The 26,815-nt window shown below is 50.2% G+C and carries 18 protein-coding genes; 12 read left to right on the top strand and 6 right to left on the bottom strand.

Features of this window, described 5'->3' with window-relative positions:
* Positions 1 to 8 precede the first annotated feature (8 nt).
* Positions 9 to 1,106 carry a multifunctional CCA tRNA nucleotidyl transferase/2'3'-cyclic phosphodiesterase/2'nucleotidase/phosphatase gene (locus tag DEU29_RS14185; RefSeq protein WP_133539571.1) on the bottom strand — a complete coding sequence of 366 codons (1,098 nt, stop codon included), beginning with the start codon at positions 1,104 to 1,106 and terminating at the stop codon, positions 9 to 11.
* 102 nt (positions 1,107 to 1,208) lie between these two features.
* Here DEU29_RS14185 and DEU29_RS07165 point away from each other — a divergent pair, with 102 nt between their 5' ends.
* The 4 genes from DEU29_RS07165 to DEU29_RS07150 all read left to right on the top strand — a co-directional run bounded on the left by DEU29_RS07165 (position 1,209) and on the right by DEU29_RS07150 (position 5,683).
* A complete protein-coding gene (locus DEU29_RS07165) occupies positions 1,209 to 2,657 on the top strand; it encodes an ExeA family protein (protein ID WP_133539569.1) in 1,449 nt (482 codons plus the stop codon).
* 3 nt (positions 2,658 to 2,660) lie between these two features.
* The gene (locus DEU29_RS07160; RefSeq protein ID WP_133539567.1) at positions 2,661 to 3,395 is read left to right on the top strand and encodes a general secretion pathway protein GspB; all 735 of its coding nucleotides are present in this window, start codon (positions 2,661 to 2,663) and stop codon (positions 3,393 to 3,395) included.
* Between the two features lie 94 nt (positions 3,396 to 3,489).
* Entirely contained in the window at positions 3,490 to 5,274 is a 1,785-nt protein-coding gene (locus DEU29_RS07155; RefSeq protein ID WP_133539565.1) for an acyl-CoA dehydrogenase C-terminal domain-containing protein, read from the top strand.
* A complete protein-coding gene (locus tag DEU29_RS07150) occupies positions 5,255 to 5,683 on the top strand; it encodes a hypothetical protein (RefSeq protein ID WP_133539564.1) in 429 nt (142 codons plus the stop codon). The genes DEU29_RS07155 and DEU29_RS07150 overlap by 20 nt, the downstream gene beginning before the upstream one ends.
* Positions 5,684 to 5,747: 64 nt before the next feature.
* Here DEU29_RS07150 and putA read toward each other — a convergent pair whose 3' ends face one another.
* Entirely contained in the window at positions 5,748 to 8,915 is a 3,168-nt protein-coding gene (gene putA, locus DEU29_RS07145; RefSeq protein WP_133539563.1) for a bifunctional proline dehydrogenase/L-glutamate gamma-semialdehyde dehydrogenase PutA, read from the bottom strand.
* 161 nt (positions 8,916 to 9,076) lie between these two features.
* Between putA and DEU29_RS07140 the strand changes: the two genes are divergently transcribed.
* Both DEU29_RS07140 and glnE read left to right on the top strand, forming a co-directional pair.
* The gene (locus tag DEU29_RS07140) at positions 9,077 to 10,681 is read left to right on the top strand and encodes an inorganic triphosphatase (RefSeq protein WP_243734507.1); all 1,605 of its coding nucleotides are present in this window, start codon (positions 9,077 to 9,079) and stop codon (positions 10,679 to 10,681) included.
* An 11-nt stretch (positions 10,682 to 10,692) separates the two neighbouring features.
* Positions 10,693 to 13,557: a bifunctional [glutamate--ammonia ligase]-adenylyl-L-tyrosine phosphorylase/[glutamate--ammonia-ligase] adenylyltransferase gene (glnE, locus tag DEU29_RS07135; RefSeq protein ID WP_133539562.1), complete on the top strand. Its 2,865-nt coding sequence runs from the start codon at positions 10,693 to 10,695 to the stop codon at positions 13,555 to 13,557.
* Here glnE and lpxL read toward each other — a convergent pair.
* Together lpxL and tolC are read right to left on the bottom strand one after the other, a co-directional pair.
* The gene (gene lpxL, locus DEU29_RS07130; RefSeq protein WP_133539561.1) at positions 13,554 to 14,480 is read right to left on the bottom strand and encodes an LpxL/LpxP family Kdo(2)-lipid IV(A) lauroyl/palmitoleoyl acyltransferase; all 927 of its coding nucleotides are present in this window, start codon (positions 14,478 to 14,480) and stop codon (positions 13,554 to 13,556) included. The genes glnE and lpxL overlap by 4 nt on opposite strands.
* A 123-nt stretch (positions 14,481 to 14,603) precedes the next feature.
* Complete coding sequence (gene tolC, locus DEU29_RS07125) at positions 14,604 to 15,965, bottom strand: outer membrane channel protein TolC (protein ID WP_133539560.1); 1,362 nt, start codon at positions 15,963 to 15,965, stop codon at positions 14,604 to 14,606.
* A gap of 223 nt (positions 15,966 to 16,188) precedes the next feature.
* Here tolC and DEU29_RS07120 point away from each other — a divergent pair, with 223 nt between their 5' ends.
* From DEU29_RS07120 to parC, 4 genes are all read left to right on the top strand, one after another.
* The gene (locus DEU29_RS07120) at positions 16,189 to 16,800 is read left to right on the top strand and encodes an NUDIX domain-containing protein (RefSeq protein ID WP_133539559.1); all 612 of its coding nucleotides are present in this window, start codon (positions 16,189 to 16,191) and stop codon (positions 16,798 to 16,800) included.
* A 15-nt stretch (positions 16,801 to 16,815) separates the two neighbouring features.
* Positions 16,816 to 17,295, top strand: a complete 480-nt coding sequence (locus DEU29_RS07115; RefSeq protein ID WP_133539558.1) for a DUF1249 domain-containing protein — start codon at positions 16,816 to 16,818, stop codon at positions 17,293 to 17,295.
* A 76-nt stretch (positions 17,296 to 17,371) separates the two neighbouring features.
* Complete coding sequence (parE, locus tag DEU29_RS07110) at positions 17,372 to 19,264, top strand: DNA topoisomerase IV subunit B (protein WP_133539557.1); 1,893 nt, start codon at positions 17,372 to 17,374, stop codon at positions 19,262 to 19,264.
* Positions 19,265 to 19,288: 24 nt separating this feature from the next.
* Positions 19,289 to 21,565: a DNA topoisomerase IV subunit A gene (gene parC, locus DEU29_RS07105; protein WP_133539556.1), complete on the top strand. Its 2,277-nt coding sequence runs from the start codon at positions 19,289 to 19,291 to the stop codon at positions 21,563 to 21,565.
* On the opposite strand, the gene DEU29_RS07100 is transcribed toward parC, so the two are convergent.
* Entirely contained in the window at positions 21,562 to 22,668 is a 1,107-nt protein-coding gene (locus tag DEU29_RS07100; protein ID WP_133539555.1) for an HD domain-containing phosphohydrolase, read from the bottom strand. The genes parC and DEU29_RS07100 overlap by 4 nt on opposite strands.
* 84 nt (positions 22,669 to 22,752) lie before the next feature.
* Between DEU29_RS07100 and DEU29_RS07095 the strand changes: the two genes are divergently transcribed.
* Both DEU29_RS07095 and rraB read left to right on the top strand, forming a co-directional pair.
* Positions 22,753 to 23,502 (top strand): 1-acylglycerol-3-phosphate O-acyltransferase, encoded by a 750-nt coding sequence (locus DEU29_RS07095; protein ID WP_133539554.1) that lies wholly within the window; start codon positions 22,753 to 22,755, stop codon positions 23,500 to 23,502.
* Positions 23,499 to 23,882, top strand: coding sequence for a ribonuclease E inhibitor RraB (rraB, locus tag DEU29_RS07090; protein ID WP_133539553.1), 384 nt, complete (start codon positions 23,499 to 23,501; stop codon positions 23,880 to 23,882). Before DEU29_RS07095 ends, rraB begins: the two co-directional genes overlap by 4 nt.
* Before the next feature lie 78 nt (positions 23,883 to 23,960).
* Here the strand turns inward: rraB and DEU29_RS07085 are convergent, their stop codons facing one another.
* Entirely contained in the window at positions 23,961 to 26,813 is a 2,853-nt protein-coding gene (locus DEU29_RS07085; RefSeq protein ID WP_133539552.1) for a valine--tRNA ligase, read from the bottom strand.
* Positions 26,814 to 26,815: the final 2 nt, after the last annotated feature.

The raw sequence follows: 26,815 nt of genomic DNA, 5'->3' as shown, positions 1-26,815 counted from the left end.
GGCTGCATTTAATTATCTGGTAGGTGCTCAAAAAAGATAGCTTGTCGCCTTTGCGCCAGAGCCTGGCCTACCTCCGGCCCTTTTAAACCGTCAGCAACTAACTGCTTTGCGTTGACTTGTTTAGCGGCGGCCGCAGCGTTTTCAATGGCGTTGCTGTCCTGCTGCGTATGTCCTAGAACACGCCTCAAACAGAGGAACTCTGTTAACCGCCGCGGACGGCGCCAATAATCAATTGCCTGCAACAACTCAAACAATTGCGGATGCGAGAGTTTTGCTTGTTGTAAAATAAGCTGTTGTTGCTGCAGCGCTAACTGTGCGACATCATAAAAACGGTTTGGAATAGCTAATTGACGACAAAACTCAGCCAATTTAAAAGTCGGTGGTTGCATTACAAAGACCGCAGCAAACCGAAGCTCGGTAGTTTCCGTCTGCTCAGCGACTCGCCGAATACAGTCCAGTACCTGCGTGTTGACTAGCAAGCCATCGAGTACTTGCGGGGTGGCATTCAGCTGCTGTAGCAGTTCAAGAAATTTGTGCGGCGATTGCGTATCCAGTGACTTCTGCCACTCTTTCCAAACACGTTCGGGGGTAAGGTCAGTGAGTTCGCCAGTAGCAGCCATGTTTTCCAGTAACTGCCGAGTCTCGGCTGCGATGGTAAAACCCAAGTGCGAAAACCGCGCCAGAAACCGCGCAATGCGTAACACCCTCAAGGGATCTTCTACAAAGGCGTCAGACACATGGCGTAGTATGCGCTGTTGAATGTCCTGCTGGCCCGCAACAGGGTCAATTAGCTCTCCCTCGGGTGTTTCTGCAATGGCGTTGATGGTGAGGTCGCGGCGCAATAAATCTTGTTCCAGCGTTACGCCGGGATCGAAACTGACACTAAAACCTGTATAGCCGCGGCCGGATTTTCGCTCAGTTCTTGCCAGCGCGTATTCATCCTTGGTCTGAGGGTGTAAAAACACCGGGAAATCTTTGCCAACCTGCTCATAGCCAAGCGCTTGCATTTCTTCTACGGTCGCTCCAACCACCACCCAGTCATGCTCATGGGGGGTAAGACCCAGTAATTTATCGCGCACGGCGCCGCCGACTAAATAGGTTTTCACTACAATTCCTCAGTTTTTTGTTTGATCTTGTCTAATCACTAGCCCAACTGCAAGTGACTCGTTACACTGGCATAGAAAATTGCCGATAACCCAGTGCCAACTATGTATCAAAATTTTTATGGCTTAAACGAGGCGCCTTTCTCTATCGCGCCCGACCCGCATTACCTTTACCTAAGTGAGCGCCACCAAGAGGCGCTTGCGCACTTAACTCACGGCTTAGAAGGCAGCGGTGGCTTTATTCTGCTGACCGGAGAAGTTGGTACCGGCAAGACCACGGTATCGCGAGCTCTGCTGGAACAATTACCGGATACCACGCGTACTGCCTTTATTCTTAATCCGATGTTAAGCGAAGACGAATTATTAGCAACGCTTTGTGACGAATTTGGCATTCGCTATCAAAAACGTAGCGCCACACGAAAAGCACTCACCGACAAGCTCAGTAGTTTTTTGCTTAAGGCGCACGAACAAGGCGAACAATGTTTAGTCTTGATTGACGAAGCCCAGCATTTAAAACCCCAGGTGTTGGAACAGCTGCGGTTACTAACCAATTTAGAAACCCACCAGAGTAAATTGCTGCGTGTTATCCTAATAGGACAGCCGGAATTACAAGAACTGTTGCGCCGCCGGGAATTACGGCAATTGGCGCAGCGTATTACGGCACGCTACCATATTTTACCATTGACCGAACAGGACACCGCGCGCTATATCGCTTATCGACTGCAAATTGCCGGTGCCAACCGGGCGTTGTTTAGTCATGCAGCCTGTGTCGCCGCTCATCGAGCCACGCAGGGAGTTCCACGGCTACTCAATCTGGTCTGCGACCGCGCGTTGCTGGCAGCCTACACTGACCAGAGTGCGCAAGTTAACCCACAGCATATCAAAGTGGCTGCAGCTGAACTGACCGGCCCAGGGGGGCAAAAAGCAAAACGTGGTATGCCCTGGCTTGCTGCCGCAGTGGTAACTGTCAGCCTATTAGTTGTGGTTAATTTGGGATTGTTTATAGCAGATTCAGCGGGTGCTGACAGCGAATTAAACGCGGTACAACACGCCGAGCAACCGGCTCTGGTTAGTAATGATTATTCGGCCGCGAAACAATTGGCCCGCGCATGGGAGTTACCGCAGCCGCCGGCGGATGCCGTTTTCTGTGACTGGGTGCAACAGTACCAGCTGGCATGCGTGAGCGGACCTTTAAGTATGTCGCAACTTCGCAGCATCGGTTACCCGGCCATAATATTTCGCCAACAGGCAGAGCCTTTGCTGGTTGAACCAAACGCTAACGTTGACACGCAGGGCTGGACAGGCGAAACGTTGTTGCTATATCGGCATCCATTTTTGCGCGCTGCTATGGACAGCCAACAGAAAACAACCTGGCTGAAGGAACAGTTAAGTCAGCATTTAAGCGAAACGCTGCGCTCAAAGTCTTCGCAACAGCAACTGATGCAATTGCAACGGCAACAAAATTTACCGGTGTCAGGACAACTCGATGCCGTAACGCTGGCGTGGTTAAGCGGGCAATACTTTTCTGACAACCAGGCTTTAGGGAGTCAATAACCCATGTCGTCGTTATTAAAGGCATTAAAACAACAACAGTCGCCGTTAGTTAGCCAGCGCAGTGATATCGACCCGGCGTTACTGTCGTCAGAAACCAATAAGCCGTGGGGCAGGGTGCTACTTTGGACAGTCATCATCGTCATTATACTGCTGTTGATAGCAACATCGGTTATGCAATGGCGCAGTTCGACGCTGGCGCAAAATAATATCGCCACAACCGAAGCGACCGCGGAACGCTACAGTGACTACCAGTTGGGTAGCACGTTAGCCGTTGAAGCGATCAAGTGGGAAGCCTCGACACAGCCCGCGTCGACGGAAGCGCGGGTGATTAATGAAGCGGACAGCAGTGAATCACAAGCAATTGCTCGGCAGCCTTCACAACGCGAGCCGCTGGATTTAAACCAGGTCTCGCCGGAGCTGTTGGCCAAATTTGAGCAGGCTATCGCTGACAGCGATTACGAGAATACTAACAGTGATGCTCAGTCGAGTAGCCTCGTTCCGCCATTGAATGAACTTGAGCAAACATTTAAACGTCAGGTGCCGCAGTTTAGTTATGATGGTCATATGTACGTTTCTGATGCGCAACAACGCTGGGTTGAGCTCAATAAACAACGCTTTTACGTTGGTGAGCAGTTTGGTGGAGTCAGGATCGAAAGAATTGAACCACAACAACTGGTGCTATCTGTCGACGGCAAAGCCTTTAGTGTTGAAGCGTTGCAAGACTGGAGTGGTCAATAACATTAAGTCGATTGACTTTAGTCCGTTTACTTCTTAATCTAGCAAACAGAAATCAAACGCGTGTTTGAAATAACTGTTTAGCTAAGAGGTAACTATGGCAGATTACAGAGCTCCCCGCGACGACATGGACTTCGTCTTACACGACGTATTTAATGTCTCGGCTGACTGGCAGCAGGCTGAGGAATTAGCCGATATGATGGATGAAGACACTGCAACGGCGATTTTGGATGAAGCAGCGAAAGTTGCCGAAAACCTGATAGCCCCCTTGTCGCGCGCAGCGGATGAGCAAGGTGTTTCGTTTACAGAAGGCAAAGTTACAACCCCGGATGGCTTTAAGCAAAACTTTAAGCAATTGGCCGAAGGCGGTTGGGTTGGTGTTACCGCAAACCCTGAGTTCGGCGGCATGGGCCTGCCTAAATCACTATCTGCGCAGTACGAAGAGATGCTCTGCAGTGCAGATATTTCGTTTTCATTGTATCCGGGGCTGACCTCGGGTGCCATTATGACGCTGGACTTGCACGGCAGCGACGAGTTAAAACAATTATACCTGCCGAAAATGGCATCAGGTGAGTGGACCGGCACCATGTGCCTTACCGAACCCCATGCAGGTACCGACCTGGGTATTATCAAATCAAAAGCTATCCCCGAGTCTGACGGTAGTTATGCCATTACCGGAACCAAAATATTTATTACCGGCGGGGAACACGATCTAACAGACAACATCGTGCATTTAGTGTTAGCCAAGTTACCTGACGCGCCTGCCGGCACCAAAGGTATTTCTTTATTCGTCGTACCGAAGGTAATACCTAATGACGATGGCTCGCTGGGCGAAGCTAACAGCCTCAGCTGCGGCTCTATTGAGCACAAAATGGGTATCCATGCATCGGCAACTTGTGTGATGAACTTTGATGGCGCCAAAGGCTGGTTGGTGGGTGAACCACACCGCGGACTACCGGCGATGTTCACTATGATGAATTATGAACGTCTGGGCGTCGGCATTCAGGGCTTAGGCGCTGCTGAACGTTCGTATCAGAATGCACTGGAGTACGCCAAAGACCGCATTCAGGGTCGTGGCGCTAAAGCAACGCGCGACAACAATGCCGAAGCTGACTCTATATTGGTCCATGGCGATGTGCGCCGGATGCTGTTAACCATGAAAGCGATGACTGAGGGCGGCCGTGCGTTTTCGACCTGGGTCGGACAGCAGTTGGATCGCGCCAAGTACGGTGCCGACGAACAGACTCGCCAGCAGGCGGACGCCATGGTGGCGTTACTAACGCCGGTTGCAAAAGCCTTTTTGACCGACACCGGCTTAGAGTCGACCATTCATGGCCAGCAGGTATTTGGCGGCCATGGCTACGTGCGTGAATGGGGGCAGGAGCAGCTAGTTCGTGATACCCGTATAGCGCAAATCTACGAAGGCACCAACGGCATCCAGGCACTTGATTTGTTAGGCCGAAAAGTGTGTGGTTCGCAGGGTAAGTTACTGGAGCCTTTCACACAGGAAGTTAACGAGTTCCTGGCGCAGATGAGTAGTAAGCATGACTGGAATGCCGAACGCGCTCAGTTACAGCAGGCATTAGACTCGCTCAACGGTGTTAGTGCAGAATTGTTACAAAAAGCCGGCGCTGATGAGAATATTATTAGCGCGGTTGCGGTTGAGTATCTGCATTTGGTTGGGTATGTTTGCTATGCTTATTTATGGTTGCGAATGGCAACAGTAGCCGAGCAAAAGCAGGCGGAGAAGCCTTATCTTGGCGCCAAAATTAAAACGGCTAAATTCTATTTTGCCCGTATTCTGCCGCGTGTTAATGCACTTGTTGCTGCAATTAAAGACGGAAGTGAGAGCTTATATCTGCATGACGAAGACGAATTCTAAGCACGTAGAGTTTTATCGTGATAGCCGCCGCCCCCAAGGTTGGGGCGGCTTTTTTTTGGCTATTTGGATGGCAATCTATATTGGTGGCGTGGTACCCATTTGGGTCATTGCCGTGGGTGCGTTATCGACTATGGCAATTGTTGCGGCGGTTATTATCAAGTTTCGGCCTAAGCAGTTGGCGGCCCGCTGGAGTAACGGGGAGTTAATGGAAAAACGGTTTATTTTACCGCCCCGCACCCACAAACTGCCGGAGCCTCCCAAAGTCATGCGCTACGAAGAGGATATGGCCGCACTGCAGTTTATAGATAGCGGCAAGCTCTATGAAATCGCTATCGTTTACGATGCTGAACTCGAGGCTGAGTTAGACGGTAGCGATGTTGCCAATGTGGACAAACGCAACAGCAATTAACGGACTGACATAAAAAAACCGGAGCCAAAAGCTCCGGTTTTTAGTTGCAATCATTGGTCGATAGTTAATCATCCAAAGAAAGCAGCGTCGCGTTACCACCGACTGCAGTAATATTATCAGAACGTGTTTTTTCTGTAATAAACCGCGTTAGGTAGTGTGGGCCACCGGCTTTCGGACCTGTACCTGACATGCCGCGACCACCGAATGGTTGTACGCCAACAATGGCACCGATTTGGTTGCGGTTAATATAGACGTTACCGACGTCGATACGGCTGGCTACGTCATAGGCAAAGGTTTCGTTACGGCTGTGAATACCGAAGGTTAAACCAAACCCTGTGGCATTGATGCTGTCGATAACCTCATCGATGTTATCGGTGCTGTAGCGGATAACATGCAGGATGGGACCGAAGTTTTCTTTCACCAATTGGCTAATACTGTCAATTTCGATCGCCGTCGGTGCCACGAAGGTACCACCCAGCGTGTAATCAGGCATAGGTGCCCGGGCAATCAGCCGGCCCGCCTGCTGGATATCCGAAATGTGTTGTTCCAGGTTGGTCTTCGCTATACCGTCGATAACCGGGCCAACATCGGTTTCATGTAACAACGGATCGCCTACAGACAACTCTTCCATAGCGCCACGCAACAAGTCGATAACGCGGTCTGCTACGTCCTCTTGTACGAATAATACGCGTAATGCTGAACAGCGTTGACCGGCACTCTGGAAGGCACTGGCAACAACGTCCGTAACCACTTGCTCAGGCAAGGCTGTTGAATCAACCATCATGGCGTTCTGGCCACCGGTTTCGGCAACGATTGGCACAATCGGGCCGGTACGGGCTGCCAGCGCCCGGTTAATAGCTTGCGCGGTGTAGGTTGAGCCGGTAAAGCAAACACCACCAATGTCTTCCTGTGATGTCAGAAAGCTGCCCACTTCGGCACCGCTGCCCGGCATAAAGTGCAACACGTTACCCGGAATGCCAGCCTCTAACGCCAGTTGTACGGCGCGATAAGCGATCAGACCGGTTTGTTCCGCAGGCTTAGCAATGACCGAGTTCCCGGTGACCAGTGCGGCGGCAATCTGACCGACGAAAATCGCCAGCGGGAAGTTCCAGGGACTGATACAAATAAAGGTACCGCGACCCTCAACGAATAGCTCGTTGTCTTCACCGGTAGGCCCCGGAAGCTGAATCGGCTCACCCATCAGCTTGCGCGCCTGGTTTGCATAATAGCGGCAGAAGTCGACGGCTTCGCGCACTTCGTCAATGCCGTCCTGCAGGCCTTTACCGGCTTCCAGGGAACAAATTGCAATCAGTTCATTGCGGTTAGCTTCCATCAAATCAGCAAACTTCTCAAGGCTCTTTGCGCGCTCTTCTACCGGAACCTCGCGCCAGGCACGATAGGCCTTGTTAGCACTGGTTAGTGCCTGATCGGCTAACTGTTTGTCGCCCCAATAGATACTACCAATTTGCTTGGATGTTTCTTGTGGGCTGGTGATACTGACATGGTGGTCAGTTTCGACGGTTTTACCGTCAACGATTGGGCCACCTTGCCATTGTTTGTCTCGGTATTGCTGTACTGCCGCAATAAAGTCATCTGCTTGTGAGTGAATATTCATATTCAATCCTAACGAATTTGTGCGATCCCCATAAATTTGGGTCGGAAGCGAAATTTTGCTGTTAGCGTATTTTTCATAGCCGGATGCAGTTTCCATCGGGTGCTTAACCAGCTCCATAACATCGGTATCAGCATCTAACAGCTTGTGTACGAAGGACGAGTTGGCACCGTTTTCCAACAGTCGGCGTACCAGGTACGGTAACAAGTCGCGGTGCGGGCCTACCGGCGCGTATATACGCACCACCATATTGCTGTCCTGGGCCATCAAGGTGTCATAAAGGTTGTCGCCCATACCGTGCAGGCGCTGGAACTCAATGCGTCGCTGTGCCGCTTCGTTCATGTGCTGAATGGCGACGATGGTTTGCGCATTATGGGTTGCAAACTGTGGATAGATAGCACCGTCGGTATCATCTGTTAACAGATAACGTGCGCAGGCTAGATAAGAAATATCGCTGTGCGATTTACGCGTAAACACCGGATAGCCGGTCAGACCGTTTTCCTGTGTCCACTTAATTTCGTTATCCCAATAGGCGCCTTTAACCAGACGCACCGGAATTTCGTCACCGCACTCTTTGGCCAGTGCTGAAATCCAGCAAAGCGTTGGTAATGCACGCTTCGAGTAAGCTTGTACAACCAAACCAAAGCGCGGCCAGCCTTTACATACGCCGCTGCGGTAAACTTTTTCGAATAGCTCCAGCGACAGTTCGTGGCGATCGGCTTCCTCGGCATCGATCGTTACCCCAACATCAGCCTCTTTTGCCAGCTTTACCAGCTCGGTTAAGGTCGTCGCCAACTCGGTCAGCACGCGTTCGTGATTGGAGGCCTCGTAACGCGGGTGCAATGCCGACAACTTAATTGAGATAGTAGGCCGGGGCGCGTCAGGGTTGTTAAACTCTTCTTTGGTGATAGTTTTAATTGAGTTGACGTATTGCTGCTTGTAATAGTCAGCATCTTTCATCGTCAACGCGGCTTCACCCAACATATCGTAGGCGTGGGTATAGCCCTTATCGCGGTTGTCGCGGCTTTCTTTCAGGGCTTCTTCGATGGAGCGTCCCAATACGAACTGCTTGCCCATAATCTGCATGGCAGCATAGGTTGCCTTGCGGATAACCGGCTTGCCCATCTTACGAACCAGGCGCCGGAATGCCCCACGGGGTGTTTCCATCGCTTTACCGGTGGGGTTAGTTACGCTGTTGGTCAGCGCTAATGCCCAGGTTCCGGAATTAACCAGCCATGAGGCTGACTGCCCCATGTGTTTTTGCCAATCACCGCCCGACAGTTTGTCCTGAATCAGTGCATCGGCAGTATATCCATCAGGGATACGCAACAAGGCTTCCGCCAGACACATCAGAATAATGCCTTCTTTTGTGTCTAAGCTATACTCCTGTAAAAACGCATCGACAACACCGTTGTCAGCATTTTCTCTTACTTGCTCAACTAACTTAGCTGCGCGCTCGGTAACTGCGCTAACCGTTTCATCATCAGCAGGGACCAATGGCAGCAATTCGCGCATGTAAGCGTCTTCGTCAACGATATAATTATCGGTGATCGCTTGCTGCAGGGAACGTAAGTCCTCCGCCTGATGCTGTTTGGATAGCACCTCACTCGCTTTAAACATAGCATCTCCTGTAAAGCCAGGCCGAAGCTCGGCGTGCTTCCCCAATGCCGGGAATCGGGCGCAAGTATAAATGACTTTTTGCGCCGGTAAAGAGTTCTTTTTGCTCGCCCACGTTGCAACTTTTACAGGGTCCTGTCAAGCAAACGCAAAGGTGCTTTTTATTGACCCGGCGGCAGCAACTCGATACCTTTATCAGCACACCTTACAGCACTGGAATTCATCCATTTATGTCGGCAAACGAAACGTGTACTGAAACACCCAACGCAACGGCTCAAGAGCTCGAATTAAAGTTAGTTATTGACCCGGCTCAGCGGGATAACGCCTTGACTGTGTGTCGGGATATCGCTACAAAGTTCCAAAAACAAGCCGATTATCAAAAGCTTAGTTTAGAAAACGCATACTACGATACCAGTGACTTACGTTTACGACAGTTCGATATGGGATTACGTATCAGACGCTCAGCAGATCAACTCGAGCAGACGATCAAACTTGCGGGGCGGGTGTTAGGTGGAATGCATGAGCGACCCGAATACAATGTGCCGACGGTAGAGATGGCACCGGATCTAACGCTGTTTGACGCGGATATCTGGCCTGATGACTTTCCGGTTTATGACGTACAACGAGATTTACAGCAGCTATTTGTGACCGATTTTACCCGGCATCGTTTTTTGCTGCCCAGTGGTGATGGGTATATCGAGTGTGTTTTGGATTTAGGTCAAATAGAGGCGAATGGCGAAACCGAGCCCTTAGCCGAAATTGAACTTGAATTGCAGGGTGGCGAGATAACTGACGTTTATAAACTGGGCCAACAACTGGTGCAACAACTCAATGCCAGAATGGGTTCGTTAAGCAAAGCGGCGCGTGGCTATCTACTGGCCGGACGCAGTGTGTTGGAACCTTTTGTGCAGACTCACTTTGTAAATATCAGGCCCGAACACTCATTGGGAGAGGCCTTATATCGTTCCGTAGAATATGGTCTGAAACACTGGCAACACAATGAATCTTGTCTGGAGCGGCATGCAAACGTAAGAGCGGCACAAGGGATGGCCGATGGTATTTATTTGTGCCGCACGGTTATTGAGCTACTGGCAAAACTCGGTGTTGATTGTGAGCCGTTAGTCGCGCGCATCAATGAGGTGATGAATTACTTTAGTTGGTTAAAACGCTTTGAGGGGCTGGCCGAATTGACCGCGCAGGATGGCGCTTACCACCGGGCGTTAGAGCGCTACAACAGCTTGTACGAAACGCTGCAGGACAGCCAGCAGCAAGTGGTGCAATTAACGCAGGTGATTGAGCAGGTGCGCTCACATGACTATCAATTGCTGTTGTTGGATATTTCGCGCTTGTTAATTGAGCGGCAGCAAACTGCAGCTATGGAACAGCCCGCGGAGCCCTGGGCTTCTTCGCTGCTGCGCGAAGACTGGCAAGAGGTGCAAAGCGCGTTTGAAGAAGTCGAGGATATGAGCGAGGAACGCTATCTGAAGCTGCTACCAAAGTTACAGCACAGCCTGATGCTGGGGACTTGTTTCGGTCAGCTGTTTGAGGGCGTTATTCGCGACAGTTTCCGCGCTCCCTGGCAGGATCTGGCAAGAGGAATTCGCGAAATCACAGCGCTCCACATTTTGCACGAGACGGTAAAAAACAGTGAGCAATTTAACGATGAACGCTTAATTCAATGGCAGCAGGTGCAACGCGAATCGCTACTAAAAGCGCTTGAATATTCGCGCAAAGCTGCACTTAAGCGTGAGCCGTATTGGCAACAGTAAGTGGCATTAATATGACCCAAAACAGACTCGCGCAGGTTCCACCCGAGCAACTTATCGCAACAACAGATGGTTTTTGGCAACGATTTACCGAGCGGGTAGACGAGTCAATTTGGTCAGCACTTGCGCGCAATACCGCAGATGAGTTGCGTCACTTAGTCGCCGCCAGCTCTTTTTTTGCGCGGGTACTGGAACGTTATCCGCAAGCGTTACTGCAAGCTAAGTCTGACCCATTGAAAGTCGATGATTATGAATCCGCATTGGCAGTTCGCTTAGCAGATTGTGATAACGAGCAACAACTAAAACGTGAGTTACGTAGCTTTCGGCATGTTCACATGGCCGCGCTGCTATGGCGTGAGGTAACCGGTGATCTTTCGGTGCGCTCAGCGATGGCTCACTACACGGCTATAGCTGACAGTGCAATTCAGCAAGCGTTAACCTGGTTGCATGAGTCATTTAAGCCGCGCTATGGCGAAGCTTTCACGGACTCCGGTGACAAACAATCGCTGGTAGTATTAGGGATGGGAAAGCTCGGCGGCGGCGAGCTTAATTTCTCCTCCGATATTGACTTGATTTTCTTTTATCCGGAGCAAGGCGAGACCCAGGGTGGTCGGCGTACACTCGAAAATAACGTGTATTTTACGCGCCTGGCGCAAGCACTTATCGCGGCTCTCGATGAGTCGACAGCTGACGGTCAGGTTTTTCGCGTTGACATGCGCTTAAGACCATTTGGAAGCTCAGGACCTATGGTGTGTAGTCTGGCTGCGCTCGAGCATTACTATCAGGAGCAGGGGCGGGACTGGGAGCGTTACGCCATGGTTAAGGCCAGAGTTATTAATAAAGATCCAGCCGCCCAATCGATGTTCTACAGCCTTATTCGCCCGTTTGTGTATCGCCGCTATATCGACTTTAGTGCGATCGAAGCGCTGCGCAAAATGAAGCTGCTAATTACCCAGGAAACCCGGCGTCAGGGTGTTAAAAACAATATTAAACTGGGGGCTGGTGGTATTCGCGAAGTGGAATTTATCGCTCAGGTGCATCAGCTAATCCGCGGTGGTCAGGAAAAAACATTACAAACTCAGTCACTTTACAACGCCTATGGGCAGATTGGGTTACTTGGTCTGATGGACGATGCGGAGACTGAACAACTTATAGAAGATTATGAGTTTTTGCGGGTGCTGGAGCACCGGCTGCAACAATTAAACGACGAGCAGACACAGCAGTTGCCTGATACGTCGGAACAACAGCAGCAGCTCTGCTATTTGTATGGCGCTGAACAATGGCAGAGCTTGGTTGATCAAGTGACTGAGGTCATGGCGCGTATTCACGCGCAGTTTCGTCAGGTAATCGGTTCGGAATCCGAACAGGATGAAGAGGAGCATGGCCTGCAGGTACTTTGGCAGGATATGCTGGAAGACGATGCCGCCATTGAGATTTTGCAGCAAGAAACTGAAGTTAGTGCTGCTGAGCTGTGGCAGCAAGTAAAAAAGTTTCGGCTGGAAACCCGCAAACGCAGCTCGGGCCCTCGGGGGCGCGCCGCGCTGGCGCGTTTAATGCCGCAGCTGCTGCGGCAGGTTTTGTCACAACAACATCCGATAAACCTGCTTGACCGGGTATTGGCGGTGGTGCGCGCAATAATGAGTCGTACTGCCTACATTGAGTTGTTAGCCGAAAATCCCGGTGCCCGCGAGCAGTTGTGCAAGCTGTGTGCTGCCAGCCCCTGGGTGTCGGAGCAATTATCTCAGCATCCTATTTTGCTCGATGAGCTGATTGATCCACAGCAGCTTTATGAACTAACCGAGCTAAACCAGTATCCGTCGGTATTGAGGGACTACCTGGTGCGAATTCCGGAACAGGATCTGGAGCGGCAAATGGATGCGCTACGGCAGGCTAAGCAAGCCTTGCAGTTAAAGATAGCGGCAGCTGATATCAGTGGTGCGCTGGAACTAATGAAAGTTAGCGATCACTTAAGTTATCTGGCTCAGGCCGTGATTGCCGAGGTTGTGGCGATGGCATGGGGGCAGTTAACGGCAAAACATGGTAAGCCGCCGGGGCGCACTATCGATGACACCGGTTTTGCAGTACTAGGCTATGGCAAACTCGGAGGATTAGAACTCGGTTACGGATCTGATCTGGATTTAGTCTTTATTTGTGACGCTGACTACAGTGCTACCACAGACGGGCCGAAGCCCATTGACGTACAACAATTTTATTTACGCCTGGCACAACGCGTCTTGCATTTGTTTACCACCCGTACAGTTGCCGGCATATTATATGACGTTGACTTAAGGTTGCGACCGTCAGGGCAAGCGGGTTTGTTAGTAATGCAAGCGGAATCCTTTGTGCGGTATTTGCGCGAGGACGCATGGACCTGGGAGTTTCAGGCGCTGGTCAGAGCTCGATGCGTTTATGGGCATAAGGCACTTTGCCAACAGCTTGAAGATATTCGACAAGCGATGTTGTGCCGGCAACGCGATCTGGAGGAGCTGAGGGAAGACGTGCTGAGTATGCGTAAAAAAATGCGCGCGCACCTCAGTAGCGGTCAGCAACAGCGTTTTGACGTCAAACAAGACGCCGGCGGAATAGCCGATATCGAGTTTATTACACAGTACTTGGTGCTGGCGCATTCTCACCAGCACCCGGAATTGTGCCGTTACAGCGATAATATTCGTATTTTAACTACCGCCCAGCAGCTGCATTTGATCAGCGACGTAGACGCTCAGAACTTAATTAATGCCTACCAGATTTTACGTTGCGAAAGCCATGCCCTGGCGTTGCAGGGTGAACAGGCGCTGGTTAGCCATGACTTGAGTGCCGAGCGTGATGCAGTTATTGACTGTTGGCAACGCTTATTCGAGAAAACCGATAGCCGCGTTTAATTGTAATAACTTTGCATGTCTTCCTGCGGGCGGGTTTTAAACCGCCTGTGGACCCAAAGATATTGCTCTGGTGCCTGTTCAACTGCCCGCTCGACGAGTTTGTTGATGCGCGCAGCATCGGCCTTGTCATCCCCGCTGGGGAAGTCAAATAACATAGGTTCATAAAATACATCGTAACCTGTGCCATCATTCCGTCGCACACAGCGGCTGACTAATACGTTACAATTCGGGTGTTTGGCAAATAACGACGTACCGGTAGTTGTTGATGCATCGGGCACGTTAAAAAAAGGAACAAACTCGACTCGGCGACGGCCATAATCCTGATCGGGCAGGTAGCCGGCAATCTCGCCATTGGCGATGGCCTGTAACATGCCTTTGACGTCACGCCGTTGGATCATATATTTGTTCGACCGACCGCGGCCACGCGTTTGTAAAAATTCCATAACCGCGTTGTTGTGAGGACGGTAAAGTCCAACCGCTGGCTTTACAAAGCCATGTAAGCGAGCATGCACTTCCAGGCTTAAAAAATGGAACAGCAACATTAACACCCCTTTGCCGCCAGCCTGTGCCTGTTGCAGATTTTCCTTGCCATGAACATGTAGCTTGCGCTTAATACGCCAGTCAGGCCACCACCAGGCGATACCGATTTCAAAATAAGCAATGCCGGTATTTTCCAGATTGCGGTTAACCAGTTCTTCGATTTGCTGGTCACTATAGTCGGGGAAACACAATTGCAAATTCCGGCGGGCTATATTGACACGTCGCGGCATCGCTTTTTTAAACAACCGACCCAGGCCTTTACCAAGTATCAGCTGCAGTCGGTAAGGAAGCCATGAAACCAAGTATAAAAATAGCACCCCTAGCCAGGTTAGCCAAAACTTAGGGTGTAAAAAGTAAAGTTGGAATTTAGGTTTTTCGATCACGGCGCTTTCTTGTTATCAGCGTTACAATTCGTCGCATACTAGCATAAAAACAAAAAACACCGTGAACCGATGAGTTCACGGTGTTTTGTTAGGTCTAAAAAACCGAAATTTATCCGCTTGATTTTACTCGGCAGCAGTTCCGTCAACATTTTCAGACAGCGCTGCATTAATGCCTTCCAGATCTTCCGGTGTTAAATCACCAATTGACTGTTCTAATGCCAACCGTTGGCGGATGAAACCATAACGTGCTTCAGCCAGGTTACGGCGAGCATTAAACAAGTTACGCGTACTGTTGAGCACGTCAACAATGGTTCGCGTGCCGACTTCAAAACCGGCCTCGGTCGCTTTAAGTGCACTCTCAGCTGAGGTAACAGCCTGCTCAAATGCCTGAATACTCGACAGTGACGCAGTCACATCGTAATAGGCATTGCGAACTTCACGCTCAACCGTACGTTGTGTTTCTACCATGGTCTGGCTGGAAGCAACGTAGTTGTCGCGTGCTTGTGCCACAGTGGCACTGGTGCGGTAGCCACTGAAAATAGGAACATCGACACTTAAACCAATTTGCCGTGAGTCCAGCCGTGGCAGATCGGTGGTGTCGCCGTTTACTGTGGTTTCGTTATCATCAGTGCCCCAGCTCGCATTCAGCGAGACGGTAGGATAATGGCCGGTTTGTTCCAGCTTGATCTGTTGCTCTGCAATATCTACCGCAACCATGCTTTGCATTAAGCTTAAATTACCGTTTTCTGCCTTGGTTACCCACTCACGCACTTCGTTTGGGGTTGGCTCAACCGGATCAAAGGCATCAGTTTGCAGACCCGCTAATGTTTGCGGGTATTGACCGGTAATCTCACGGATATTTTCGAAGGCAATTTTAACCGCGTTGCGGGCTTGTATTTCTGCGGCCACTGCACTGTCGTACTGAGCTTGGGCTTCGTGTACGTCAGTGATCGCTGTCAGACCAACCGAGAAGCGTTGTTTAGTTTGTTCCAGCTGACGTTCTATCGCACGTTTTTCGGCTTCTGCAAAATCCAGGTCATCTTGTGCCTGAAGCGCGCCAAAATAGGCATTGACTACGCGCAGCATAAGACCCTGAGCCGCGTCACGGTAGGCAACTTCAGCGCGATACGCTTGCTTTTCGGCTATGTCGGCTTGTTTCCAGGTACTCCAGTCAAATACGCTCTGACTGATATTGATACCGGCGTTCCAACCATTTTGCTCGCTCTCATAAACACCGAGACCTGGTTGAAAACGGTCGGCTTTAGCGTCACTAATACCAATAGAGCCCGTTACTTGTGGCCAGAAACCGGACTCAGCGATATCAACATTTTTTTGCGTTGCATCGCGCTCGGCGGCTGCACGCAGTAGCGCCGGGTCGTTGCTAACGGCTAATTGATAAATTTGAGCCAAATCGTCTGCGCTTGACGTAAAAGTAACTGCGGAAAGCGCCAAACCGACAGTTGCGGACAGTAAATGCTTTTTCATCGTTCGTAATGTCCCGTAGCTTAAATGTGAGCGATTGATGATTTTCTTAGTTCACCTAAGAGTAGTCACCATCAATGGCCGAATAGTTTACATACAGAGCTGAATGAATACTAGTTTAACCTGAGAATGCTTTAACTTTAAGCGAAAGATGGTTTCAGATCACGCCTAAGTGTAACAGAATGTATGTTAATCGATGAATTGAACGTGAATTGCGACAATAAGGATGACTGTGAAGCCTAAATTTTCTAAGCAAGACGTAAAAATAGAAAAAGTAACCCCCTTATACGAGGGTTTTTTATCAATTTATAAGTATCAGCTAAAACATCGCCTGTTTGGTGGTGGCTGGTCGCCGATTATTGACCGTGAAATTATGGACCGGGGTGATGCTGTCGTGGTGTTACCTTATGATCCGCGTACCGATGAGCTGGTCGTATTAGAACAGTTTCGTGTCGGCGCAATGAATAACCAGCAGGGCCCTTGGTTATTTGAGTTTGTTGCCGGTATGTTCGATGCTGACGAAAGTGCCGAAGAGGTAGCAACGCGGGAGTTATATGAAGAGGCGGGGTTACGCACCCAGCGCTTACAAAAAGCGTTGAGCTATTATTCGAGCCCGGGTGGTACCAACGAACGCCTGACTATTTATATTGCCGAAGTCGATGCCAGTCAGGCCTCAGATTTTGGAGGCCTTGCCGAAGAACACGAAGATATTCGCGTAACCAAACTGCCATTTGAACAAGCCATCACCATGTTAGAACAAGGTCAATTTAATAACGCAGCCAGCGTGATTGGGCTACAATGGATGCAATTACATAAACAGCATTTATTTACTGAGTAAGCGGGGAGCACAGGGTTGAGTTTAAAGCATAGCCAAAAGCCGGCACAGCAAAGACGCTATCAGGTCGATGTCGCCGAACTGCACCGTCTGCATGAGCGAAATTATGCCGGACTGATAAACCTAATCCCTGATGTTGGCGAAACCATTAGCATCACCACCGGTGAGTTTTTAACTTTTGAGTTAACCATTACCTCCGAAGCTCGCTATACCTCCGAGCTGTTAATTCGGCAACAGCCGGCACACTGGGCGTCCGATTATTTACGCGCGCAGCTGGAGATACGTTTGTACCATGATGTGCGCATGGCGGAAGTTATTGCTAGTCAGGGCGTGCGGCGATTGGCGGTTCATTATCAACAGCCCAACCCTGACATGCGCCACCGCGACGAAAAATATCAGGTGAATCAATTTTTAGCAGATTGGTTACAATTATGCCGACAGCAGGGACAGGTGAGTTCAGGCTTCAACGACAAATTTCTTCCCCACGGCTTCAAATAGGCGTAGCTTAGCGGTACATTATCATCATCATCGCTGTATTCATTTATTATAACTATAAGCGCTAACGACCAAACCTATGACAGATTACAAGTCCGATTCTATTGAGGTGCTTAACGGGTTAGAACCGGTTCAGCGCCGTCCCGGGATGTATACCGACACCACCCGGCCTAATCATTTAGGTCAGGAAGTTATCGACAACAGTGTCGATGAGGCGCTGGCTGGCCACGCTAAAACAGTTACTGTGATTTTGCATCAGGACCAGTCACTGGAAGTGTTAGATGACGGTCGCGGCATGCCCGTGGACATCCATCCGGAAGAAAAAGTCCCCGGAGTTGAGTTGATCATGAGTAAGCTCCACGCCGGCGGTAAGTTTTCCAATAAAAACTATCAGTTTTCCGGTGGTCTGCACGGCGTTGGTATCTCGGTGGTTAATGCCCTGTCGACGCGGGTCGAACTCACCATCAAGCGTGACGGCAATGTCTATGAAATGGCCTACGAAAACGGCGATAAGGTCAGTGAACTGGAAGTGACGGGTAGCTGCGGTAAACGCAACACTGGTACTCGTGTGCATTTCTGGGCAGATCCTAAATATTTCGACTCGGCAAAATTTTCGGTACCAAAATTACGCCATCTACTGCGCGCTAAAGCCGTGTTATGTCCGGGCTTAACCATTCAGTTTAAGAATAAACTCGATGACAGCGAAGACACCTGGTTTTATCAAGACGGTTTAACCGATTACTTAGTCGAAGCGGTGAGTCATTTACCAACCTTGCCGGAGCAGCCATTCGATGGCAGTTTTTCCGGGCAAACCGAGGGCGTAGATTGGGCTGTAACCTGGTTACCGGAAGGCGGTGAAGGGGTTAGCGAGAGTTATGTTAACCTAATACCGACAGCGTTAGGCGGTACCCACGTCAATGGTTTACGTCAAGGACTACTGGAAGCGATGCGTGAGTTCTGCGAGTTCCGCAATTTGCTGCCGCGTGGGGTAAAACTTACTCCGGAAGATGTCTGGGATCGTTGCAGCTATATTCTTTCTACTAAAATGCAGGATCCGCAATTTGCCGGGCAAACCAAAGAAAGGTTGTCATCACGGCAGTCTGCCAGTTTTGTCTCAGGGGTGGTAAAGGATGCGTTTAGCCTGTGGCTGAACGAACACACCGAACAAGCTGAGGCGTTAGCAGAGCTGTGTATTAACAATGCCCAGCGGCGCTTGCGGGCCAGCAAAAAAGTGGTGCGCAAAAAAGTCACCTCAGGCCCGGCGCTACCGGGTAAATTAACCGACTGCAGCTCGCAGGAGCCGTCACGTAGCGAGTTGTTTTTAGTCGAGGGTGATTCTGCGGGTGGCTCTGCTAAGCAGGCCCGGGACCGTGATTTTCAGGCGGTGATGCCGTTACGCGGTAAAATATTGAATACCTGGGAAGTCGAGCCAGAGCAAATTCTGGCGTCGCAGGAAATTCACGATATTTCTGTGGCGGTTGGGGTCGACCCGAATACCGTTGATTTAGACAAATTGCGCTACCATAAAATTTGTATCCTCGCCGATGCCGATTCTGATGGACTGCACATTGCAACGCTTTTATGTGCGCTATTTGTGAAGCATTTTCGTCCATTAGTAGAAAACGGCCATATTTTTGTGGCGATGCCACCGTTGTATCGAATCGATGTAGGCAAAGACGTGTTTTATGCGCTGGATGAAGATGAGAAGCGCGGTATCTTAGACCGTATCGAGGCCGAAAAGCGCAAAGGCAAAATTAATGTGCAGCGCTTTAAAGGTTTGGGTGAGATGAACCCGCTAACGCTGCGCGAGACAACTATGGATCCTAATACCCGCCGATTAGTGCAGTTGACCATTGACGATGCAGAACAGATGGAAGAGTTAATGGATATGTTGTTAGCTAAAAAGCGTGCTTCCGATCGCCGTACCTGGCTGGAAAGCAAAGGTAATATGGCCGATCTGGCCGAGCTTTAACGGATTTAAGCGGAGAGTATAACGATGTCGATGGAAGTCAGTGAACAGACACCTTTAAGCCGCTTTACCGAAGAGGCTTATCTGAATTATTCCATGTACGTGATTATGGACCGAGCCCTGCCGCATATCGGCGATGGCTTAAAGCCGGTGCAGCGCCGTATTGTGTATGCGATGTCAGAGCTGGGTTTATCGGCATTGGCTAAATATAAGAAGTCAGCACGTACGGTCGGTGATGTACTGGGTAAATTTCATCCGCACGGTGATAGCGCTTGTTACGAAGCTATGGTGTTGATGGCGCAGCCATTTTCATACCGCTATCCGTTGGTTGACGGGCAGGGTAACTGGGGATCACCGGATGACCCCAAATCCTTCGCTGCAATGCGTTATACCGAAGCTAAGCTGTCCAAATTTAGTGAAGTATTACTGAGCGAACTGGGGCAGGGCACGTCAGACTGGATACCAAACTTTGACGGCACCATGAAAGAACCCAAGGTGCTGCCATCGCGCCTGCCGCATATTTTGCTTAACGGCGTAACCGGGATAGCAGTCGGAATGGCCACGGATATTCCACCGCACAATGCCCGCGAAGTCGCTAACGCCTGTGCCCACTTGCTAGACAAGCCCAGCGCGTCGCTGGATGACGTGATGGAGCACATGCGCGGGCCGGATTATCCCACCGACGCCGAAATTATTACCCCGGCGGAGGACATCAAAAAACTCTATGAGTCCGGCCGTGGCTCAGTAAAAATGCGTGCCAAATATGCGCTGGAAGAGGGTGAGATAGTCATTACTGCACTACCGCATCAAGCCTCCGGTGCCAAGATTCTTGAGCAAATTGCGGCGCAGATGCAAGCTAAGAAGCTACCGCTGGTGTCGGATTTACGCGATGAGTCGGATCACGAAAATCCAACTCGTCTGGTGGTTGTGCCGCGTTCAAATCGGGTTGATACCGAACAACTGATGGCGCATTTGTTTGCCACTACTGACCTGGAAAAGCAGTATCGGGTAAATCTTAATATTCTGGGCTTAGATGGACGTCCTAAAGTTAAACCGCTGGTGGGAATTTTAAGCGAATGGCTGCAGTTCCGCTTAGAAACGGTCACGCGCCGTCTGCAGTTCCGTCTGGATAAAGTGCTGGCGCGACTGCATCTGTTAGAAGGTTTGTTGATTGCCTACCTTAACATTGACGAAGTCATCGAGATCATTCGTTATGAGGATAAGCCTAAAGAAGAGCTGATCAAGCGCTTTGGTCTGAGCGACAAGCAAGCTGAAGCAATTTTGGAATTAAAATTACGCCATTTAGCTAAGCTCGAAGAGATGAAGCTGAAGGGCGAACAGGACGAGCTCGAAAAAGAACGTGAGCAGCTGGAAAAGTTGTTGGGTTCAGAGCGCCGCATGAAAACCTTAATCAAAAAAGAATTGCTGGCGGATGCCGAAAAGTATGGTGATGAGCGCCGTTCGCCACTGGTGGAGCGAGGTGAAGCAAAAGCTTTGAGTGAGCGTGAGCTAACGCCGGCCGAATCGGTCACGGTTGTGCTGTCGAAAAAAGGTTGGGTGCGCAGCGCCAAAGGACACGACATCGATGGCGAGAAGCTGAGTTATAAATCAGGCGATAGCTTCCTTGCTGCTGCAGAAGGTAAAAGTAACCAGCCGGTGGTGTTTTTTGATTCTTCCGGCCGCAGTTATTCTTGCGAAGCGCACCTGTTGCCATCGGCTCGCTCACAGGGTGAACCGCTCACCGGCCGTTTTAACATTGTTGCCGGCGAGTCAGTCGATCAAGTGATCATGGGCAAAGAGGAGCAACATTACCTGTTGGCCTCTGATGCCGGTTATGGCTTTGTCTGCCAATTCAAAGATTTAGTGAGTCGCAATAAAAATGGCAAGGCCATCCTGACGCTGCCTACCGGAGCTAAAGTATTAAGTCCGGTGAGCGTGCGTGAACCCTCGCAAGAGAGTGTTATAGCGGTATCCAACGAGGGCCGTATGCTGGTATTTCCGGTTGCTGATTTACCACAGTTAGGAAAGGGCAAAGGTAATAAGATTATCAGTATTCCGGCACTGCGCGCGCAAACACGTGAAGAGTATGTCGTTGCCTTGGCCAGCGCGCCTAACGATGCCACCGTGACCTTGCAGGCGGGTAAACGTAAGTTGACCTTAAAACCTTCGGACTTAGAGCATTATCGTGGTGAACGCGGACGACGAGGCAACAAACTGCCGCGCGGTTTGCAACGCGTTGATGCGATAACGATAGAAGAAACCCCGGCGACTACCGAGGCTGAGGAGCACCAAGCTGGCGATTAACGCCAGCTTTTCACTAAATTGTTCATGGCTTCGTTAAAAACGGTTACCCAGTATGGACTCAGCTGGGTGGCGGCCAGCCGGTTAATTTCCGCGACGGCACGACTGATGGGGCGCTTAAGGTGGTGCTGATGCGCTCGTTCGTGCGTCATGGCGTCAAAGGTATCAACCAGCGCCAGAATCTTTGCCCCGTCGCTGATCTCATTATCTTTTAAGCCCAACGGATAGCCGTTACCGTCGGCATGTTCATGATGTTGTAACACCATTAATTTAGCCGTCTTCCAGTAATCCAGGTTCTCCAGTAGCTTAGCCGATAAGTAAACATGGTTTTGAATAGATTTGTGCTGATCCGGTGTTAACGGTTCGCTTTGGTGCAACAATGTCAGCGGCATAAAGCCCATGCCGAAGTCGTGCACATAACAGGCCGCGGTTAATTGCTTTTCGTCCACCGGGCTGCCTGCATAGCGATTGATCATCAGCGCTATTTTTAGCTGACGATCGGCACGATCGTGCCAATAGCTGGATCGTCTTTCGACCTCGGCCATTAGGCGCCTGAAAAAGCGTAAATCGTAGTCCCAGTCATCTTCGGTATGCGGTGGCCGGTATTGTTGCTGCGGCTGAATATCAGAATCCAGTATCAGCTCCGGTGACAAGCGAGCCAATAAACGCCCCAGCAGCGGCTGACGTTCTGTGTCATTGGCGGCGACAATGTCGGCGCTTAAATCAATCACGCTCTGATAACGGCGATCGGGTACGTCAATAACTTCCTGGTTCTGGCAAGTTTCGACAAACTCGGTAACCTGATCAATCAATGACAGCACGATGTCGCTAAAAACCGAGTTGTAACTCATGTCACCTTTGCGGACTAAATCGAGCAAGTCCTCAATGGCACCTATAACGGCAACCATGGGCGATAGGCCAATTATGCCCAAATCACCCTTGATGGTATGGATTGAGCGGTACACACTGTGTTGATGTTGCTCGTTATTTGGTTCATGCTCAAGTGCTATCAGGCTGGTCTCTGCCTGCTGATGTAAATCTTTAATTTCGTCTAGCAGTTCCTGATAGACTTCATCTTCAATTGCCGGGCGTTCAAAAATCGTCATCGTTGTGGTTCCTGTCGTCACTGATCGGACGTTTACTCTTGTTAAAGAGGTTATACTAGCGAGGCAAAACAACAAGGAGAAATAATGTTAGCTGCGGTTCGCTGGTTGGTTTTAGGCATTTTTATTGTGTTAGTGGGTGTTATCGGCTGTTTGTTCTGCATATTAAGGCCATTTCATCGCAATAACACCTATCGTTGGGCTCACATTTTTGGTTCAGCGACGCGTATACTCGGGCTTAAGCTGCGGGTAAAAGTGCATCCTGATGTACCTAAAAATGGTCCCTACGTTTATATTTGTAACCACCAAAATAGCTGGGAAATTTTTACGATCGCCGCAGCACTGCCGCCCAACACCGTCACCCTGGGCAAAAAAAGCCTTAAGTGGATCCCATTTTTTGGTTGGTTATACTGGCTGGCCGGTAATATTTTGATTGACCGCAACAATAAGGGCAGGGCGCACGGTACCATTGCACAAACGGCTGCCGCGATAAAAAAGCGCGATATCTCGGTGTGGATGTTTCCGGAGGGAACCCGCAGTAACGGACGAGGCCTGTTGCCGTTTAAAAACGGTGCTTTTCATACCGCGTACCAAGCGGGCGTTGACGTGGTGCCGGTGTGTGTCTCTAATTTACATGGTAAAATCGATATCAATCGCTGGGATAACGGCGAGTTACTGGTAGAGTTTTTGCAACCTCTGCCGATTGCTAACTACCGCAAAGAGACTTTGCGCGAGTTAAGCAAACATAGTCATCAGCTAATGGCGAAAAAAATTGCCGCGCTGGATGCTCAGTTAGAAGGTGAGCAACCTGAACACAAGCAAAAGGAAGATTCATGAGTGTAAACCTAGAGGCCTTATTACAGCAGAGCCGCGAAACCATAGACGCTTTGGTGAGTGATGGTGCGGATCCTTCGTTGTTGTACGAAATCGATCATCACCTGGCGAGTCAGGACTTTACTAAGTTAGAGAAAGCTGCGGTAGAGCTGGTAAAGGAAGGCTATCACGTTGATGATGCCGACGAATTTGAAGACGATAACGGACAACGCTGGTTTGCTTTTGCGGCGACGGTTGACGCAGGCCTTGATGAAGACGTGTTGGCGCGTCAAATTCGCGAAGTTGCGACCATTGCCGATGAGTGCGGTGTTGAGTATGACGGCTGGGGCACACTACTCGACGATGAAGAATATGATGAAGATTATGAGGACGACGAAGAATAAAAAAGCGCTTGAGTGACTCAAGCGCTTTTACTGAGGTTTAAGGCGCAGTGGCTAACTTAACTATTTTAACTCTTTTAACTACAGCGCCTCAATTTTCTTCAGTTGTTCCTGTAACTGGTTAACCAATTCCTGCGCTTCGGTCTGCTTTTCACGTTCTTTCGCAATCACCGCTTCAGGTGCTTTACTGACAAAGTTTTCGTTACTTAGCTTGCCACTGACACGTTGCAGGTCTTTCTCCGCTTTTTCAATCGCTTTGTTCAAGCGCTTAAGCTCAGCGTCTTTGTCAATCAGCCCGGCCATAGGAATATGCAGCTGCAGATTATCAACCAGCGCCGTCATGCTAGCCGGTGGATCATCATTATCGCCAAGGAACTCAACCGACTCGAGCTTCGCCAGGCTACTTAAAAAGTTCTGGTTTTTCTCGATACGGCCCCGTGCCATGGTATCGGCATGCGATAGCAACAGAGGCAATGGTTTATTGGGTGATAAGTCCATCTCGCCGCGAATGTTACGTATAGCCAGGATAACCCGCTTCAGCCATTCCATGTCCTGCATTGCCTGCACATCAGTATCGTCACAGACCTGCGGGAACGCTTGCAGCATAATGGTTTCGCCTTGTATGCCGGCCAGCGGTTTAACGCGCTGCCAGATAGTCTCGGTGATATATGGCATGATCGGGTGTAATAAACGCAGTAACTGCTCTAGTACCGTAACCAGCGTACGCCGTGTACCGCGTTGCTCAGCGTCGCTACCCTGTTGCAAAATCGGTTTGGTCAGCTCCAGATACCAGTCACAGAACTGGTTCCAGGTGAATTCGTAGGCAATAGATGCCGCCATGTCAAAGCGGTAGCTGTCCAGCGCCTGACGGAATTCCTTAACCGTGTGATTGAAACGCGCCAGGATCCACTCATCAGCCAACGACAGCGTCATATCGCCGCCGGCTGCACCACAATCATGCTCCTCGGTGTTCATCAACACGAAGCGGCTGGCGTTCCACAACTTATTACAGAAGTTGCGGTAGCCTTCCAGACGTTTCATGTCCCAGTTAATATCGCGTCCGGTTGAAGCGAGTGCGGTCAGAGTAAAACGCAACGCATCGGTGCCGTGTGGTGTAATCCCTTCCGGAAATTGTTTGCGCGTGGCTTTTTCAATTTTCTCGCGCATTTTCGGCTGCATCAAGTTAGCGGTGCGCTTTGCCACCAGCTCGTCGGCGCTGATACCATCAATCATGTCCAGCGGGTCAAGTACATTGCCCTTAGACTTCGACATTTTCTGGCCTTCTTCGTCCCGAATAAGCCCGGTTACATACACTTTTTTGAAAGGAACCTGTGGTTGCCCTTGCTCGTCTTTCATAAAGTGCATGGTCATCATGATCATGCGTGCAACCCAGAAGAAAATGATATCAAAACCGGTTACCAACACATCGGTCGGGTGGAAGGTTTTTAAATCATCGGTTTGTTCCGGCCAGCCTAGTGTAGAAAAAGTCCACAGCGCTGACGAGAACCAGGTGTCGAGCACGTCATCGTCCTGACGCAATTGAATATCTGCCGACAGCTCGTTATCGCGACGAACTTCGTCTTCGTTACGGCCGACATAGACGTTACCGTCGTTGTCATACCAGGCCGGAATGCGATGTCCCCACCATAGCTGACGAGAGATACACCAATCCTGGATATCACGCATCCAGCTAAAATACATGTTCTCGTATTGCTTCGGCACGAATTCAATACGCCCGTCTTCAACCGCTTCGGTGGCTTGTTTAGCCAGCGGTGCTGCGCGCACATACCATTGGTCGGTTAAGTGTGGCTCAATGGGGACGCCACCGCGATCGCCATAAGGCACTTTGTTGGTGTGCTTTTCGGTTTTTTCCAGCAAGCCATTGGCTTCAAATTCGGCAATTAATTTTTTTCGCGCTTCAAAACGTTCCAGACCAGCGTATTGCGCCGGCAGTTTACCGTCAAAGCCATTGAGCTCGTCCAGCTCTTCGCCAGTGCTGGTAAACAAGCCCGCAGTGGCGAGCACATGCGCGGTATCGTCAAATACGGCGATCATACCCAGTTGGTTACGTTTGCCTACTTCATAGTCATTAAAGTCGTGCGCCGGCGTAATTTTCACACAACCGGTACCAAATTCAGCATCAACATAATCGTCAGCAATAATCGGCACACGGCGGTTAACGATAGGTAGCTCTATATGTTTGCCAACCAAATGCTGATAGCGCTCATCGTCCGGATGCACGGCAACACAGACGTCACCGAGCATGGTTTCCGGACGGGTCGTTGCGACCACCAGGTAATCTTTGCCATCGGCTGTTGTTGCACCATCAGCCAGTGGGTAACGCAGGTGCCAGATAAAGCCTTGTTGTTCTTTGTTTTCTACTTCCAGGTCAGAAATAGCGGTCTGCAGTTTGGGATCCCAGTTAACCAGGCGCTTACCGCGATAAATTAAATCGTCTTTGTATAGCTGCACAAAGACTTCCAGTACCGCCTTTGATAAACCTTCGTCCATGGTAAAGCGCTCACGATCCCAATCGACCGAGTCACCTAAACGGCGCATCTGCGAGGTGATGGTGCCGCCGGATTGTTCTTTCCATTCCCATACTTTGTCGATGAATGCATCGCGGCCGAGTTGCTGGCGTGTTGTATCCTGCGCCGCCAACTGTCGCTCTACCACCATTTGGGTGGCAATACCGGCATGGTCAGAACCAACCTGCCAGAGTGTGTTTTTGCCGTCCATGCGTTGGTAACGAGTTAGCGTATCCATGATGGTATGCTGAAACGCATGCCCCATATGCAAACTACCGGTGACGTTGGGGGGCGGAATCATAATGGAATAGGGTTGACCTTCTCCACTGGGCTTAAAATAGCCCTTTTCTTCCCACTGCTGGTAGAGGTTTTCTTCGATGTCTTTGGGGGAATACGTCTTATCCATAA

Origin of the sequence: Idiomarina aquatica (genome assembly GCF_004362895.1) — a bacterium.
Taxonomy (GTDB): domain Bacteria; phylum Pseudomonadota; class Gammaproteobacteria; order Enterobacterales; family Alteromonadaceae; genus Idiomarina.
Note: the sequence above shows the minus strand (reverse complement) of the source record. Positions and strands in the feature narration are given on the sequence as shown.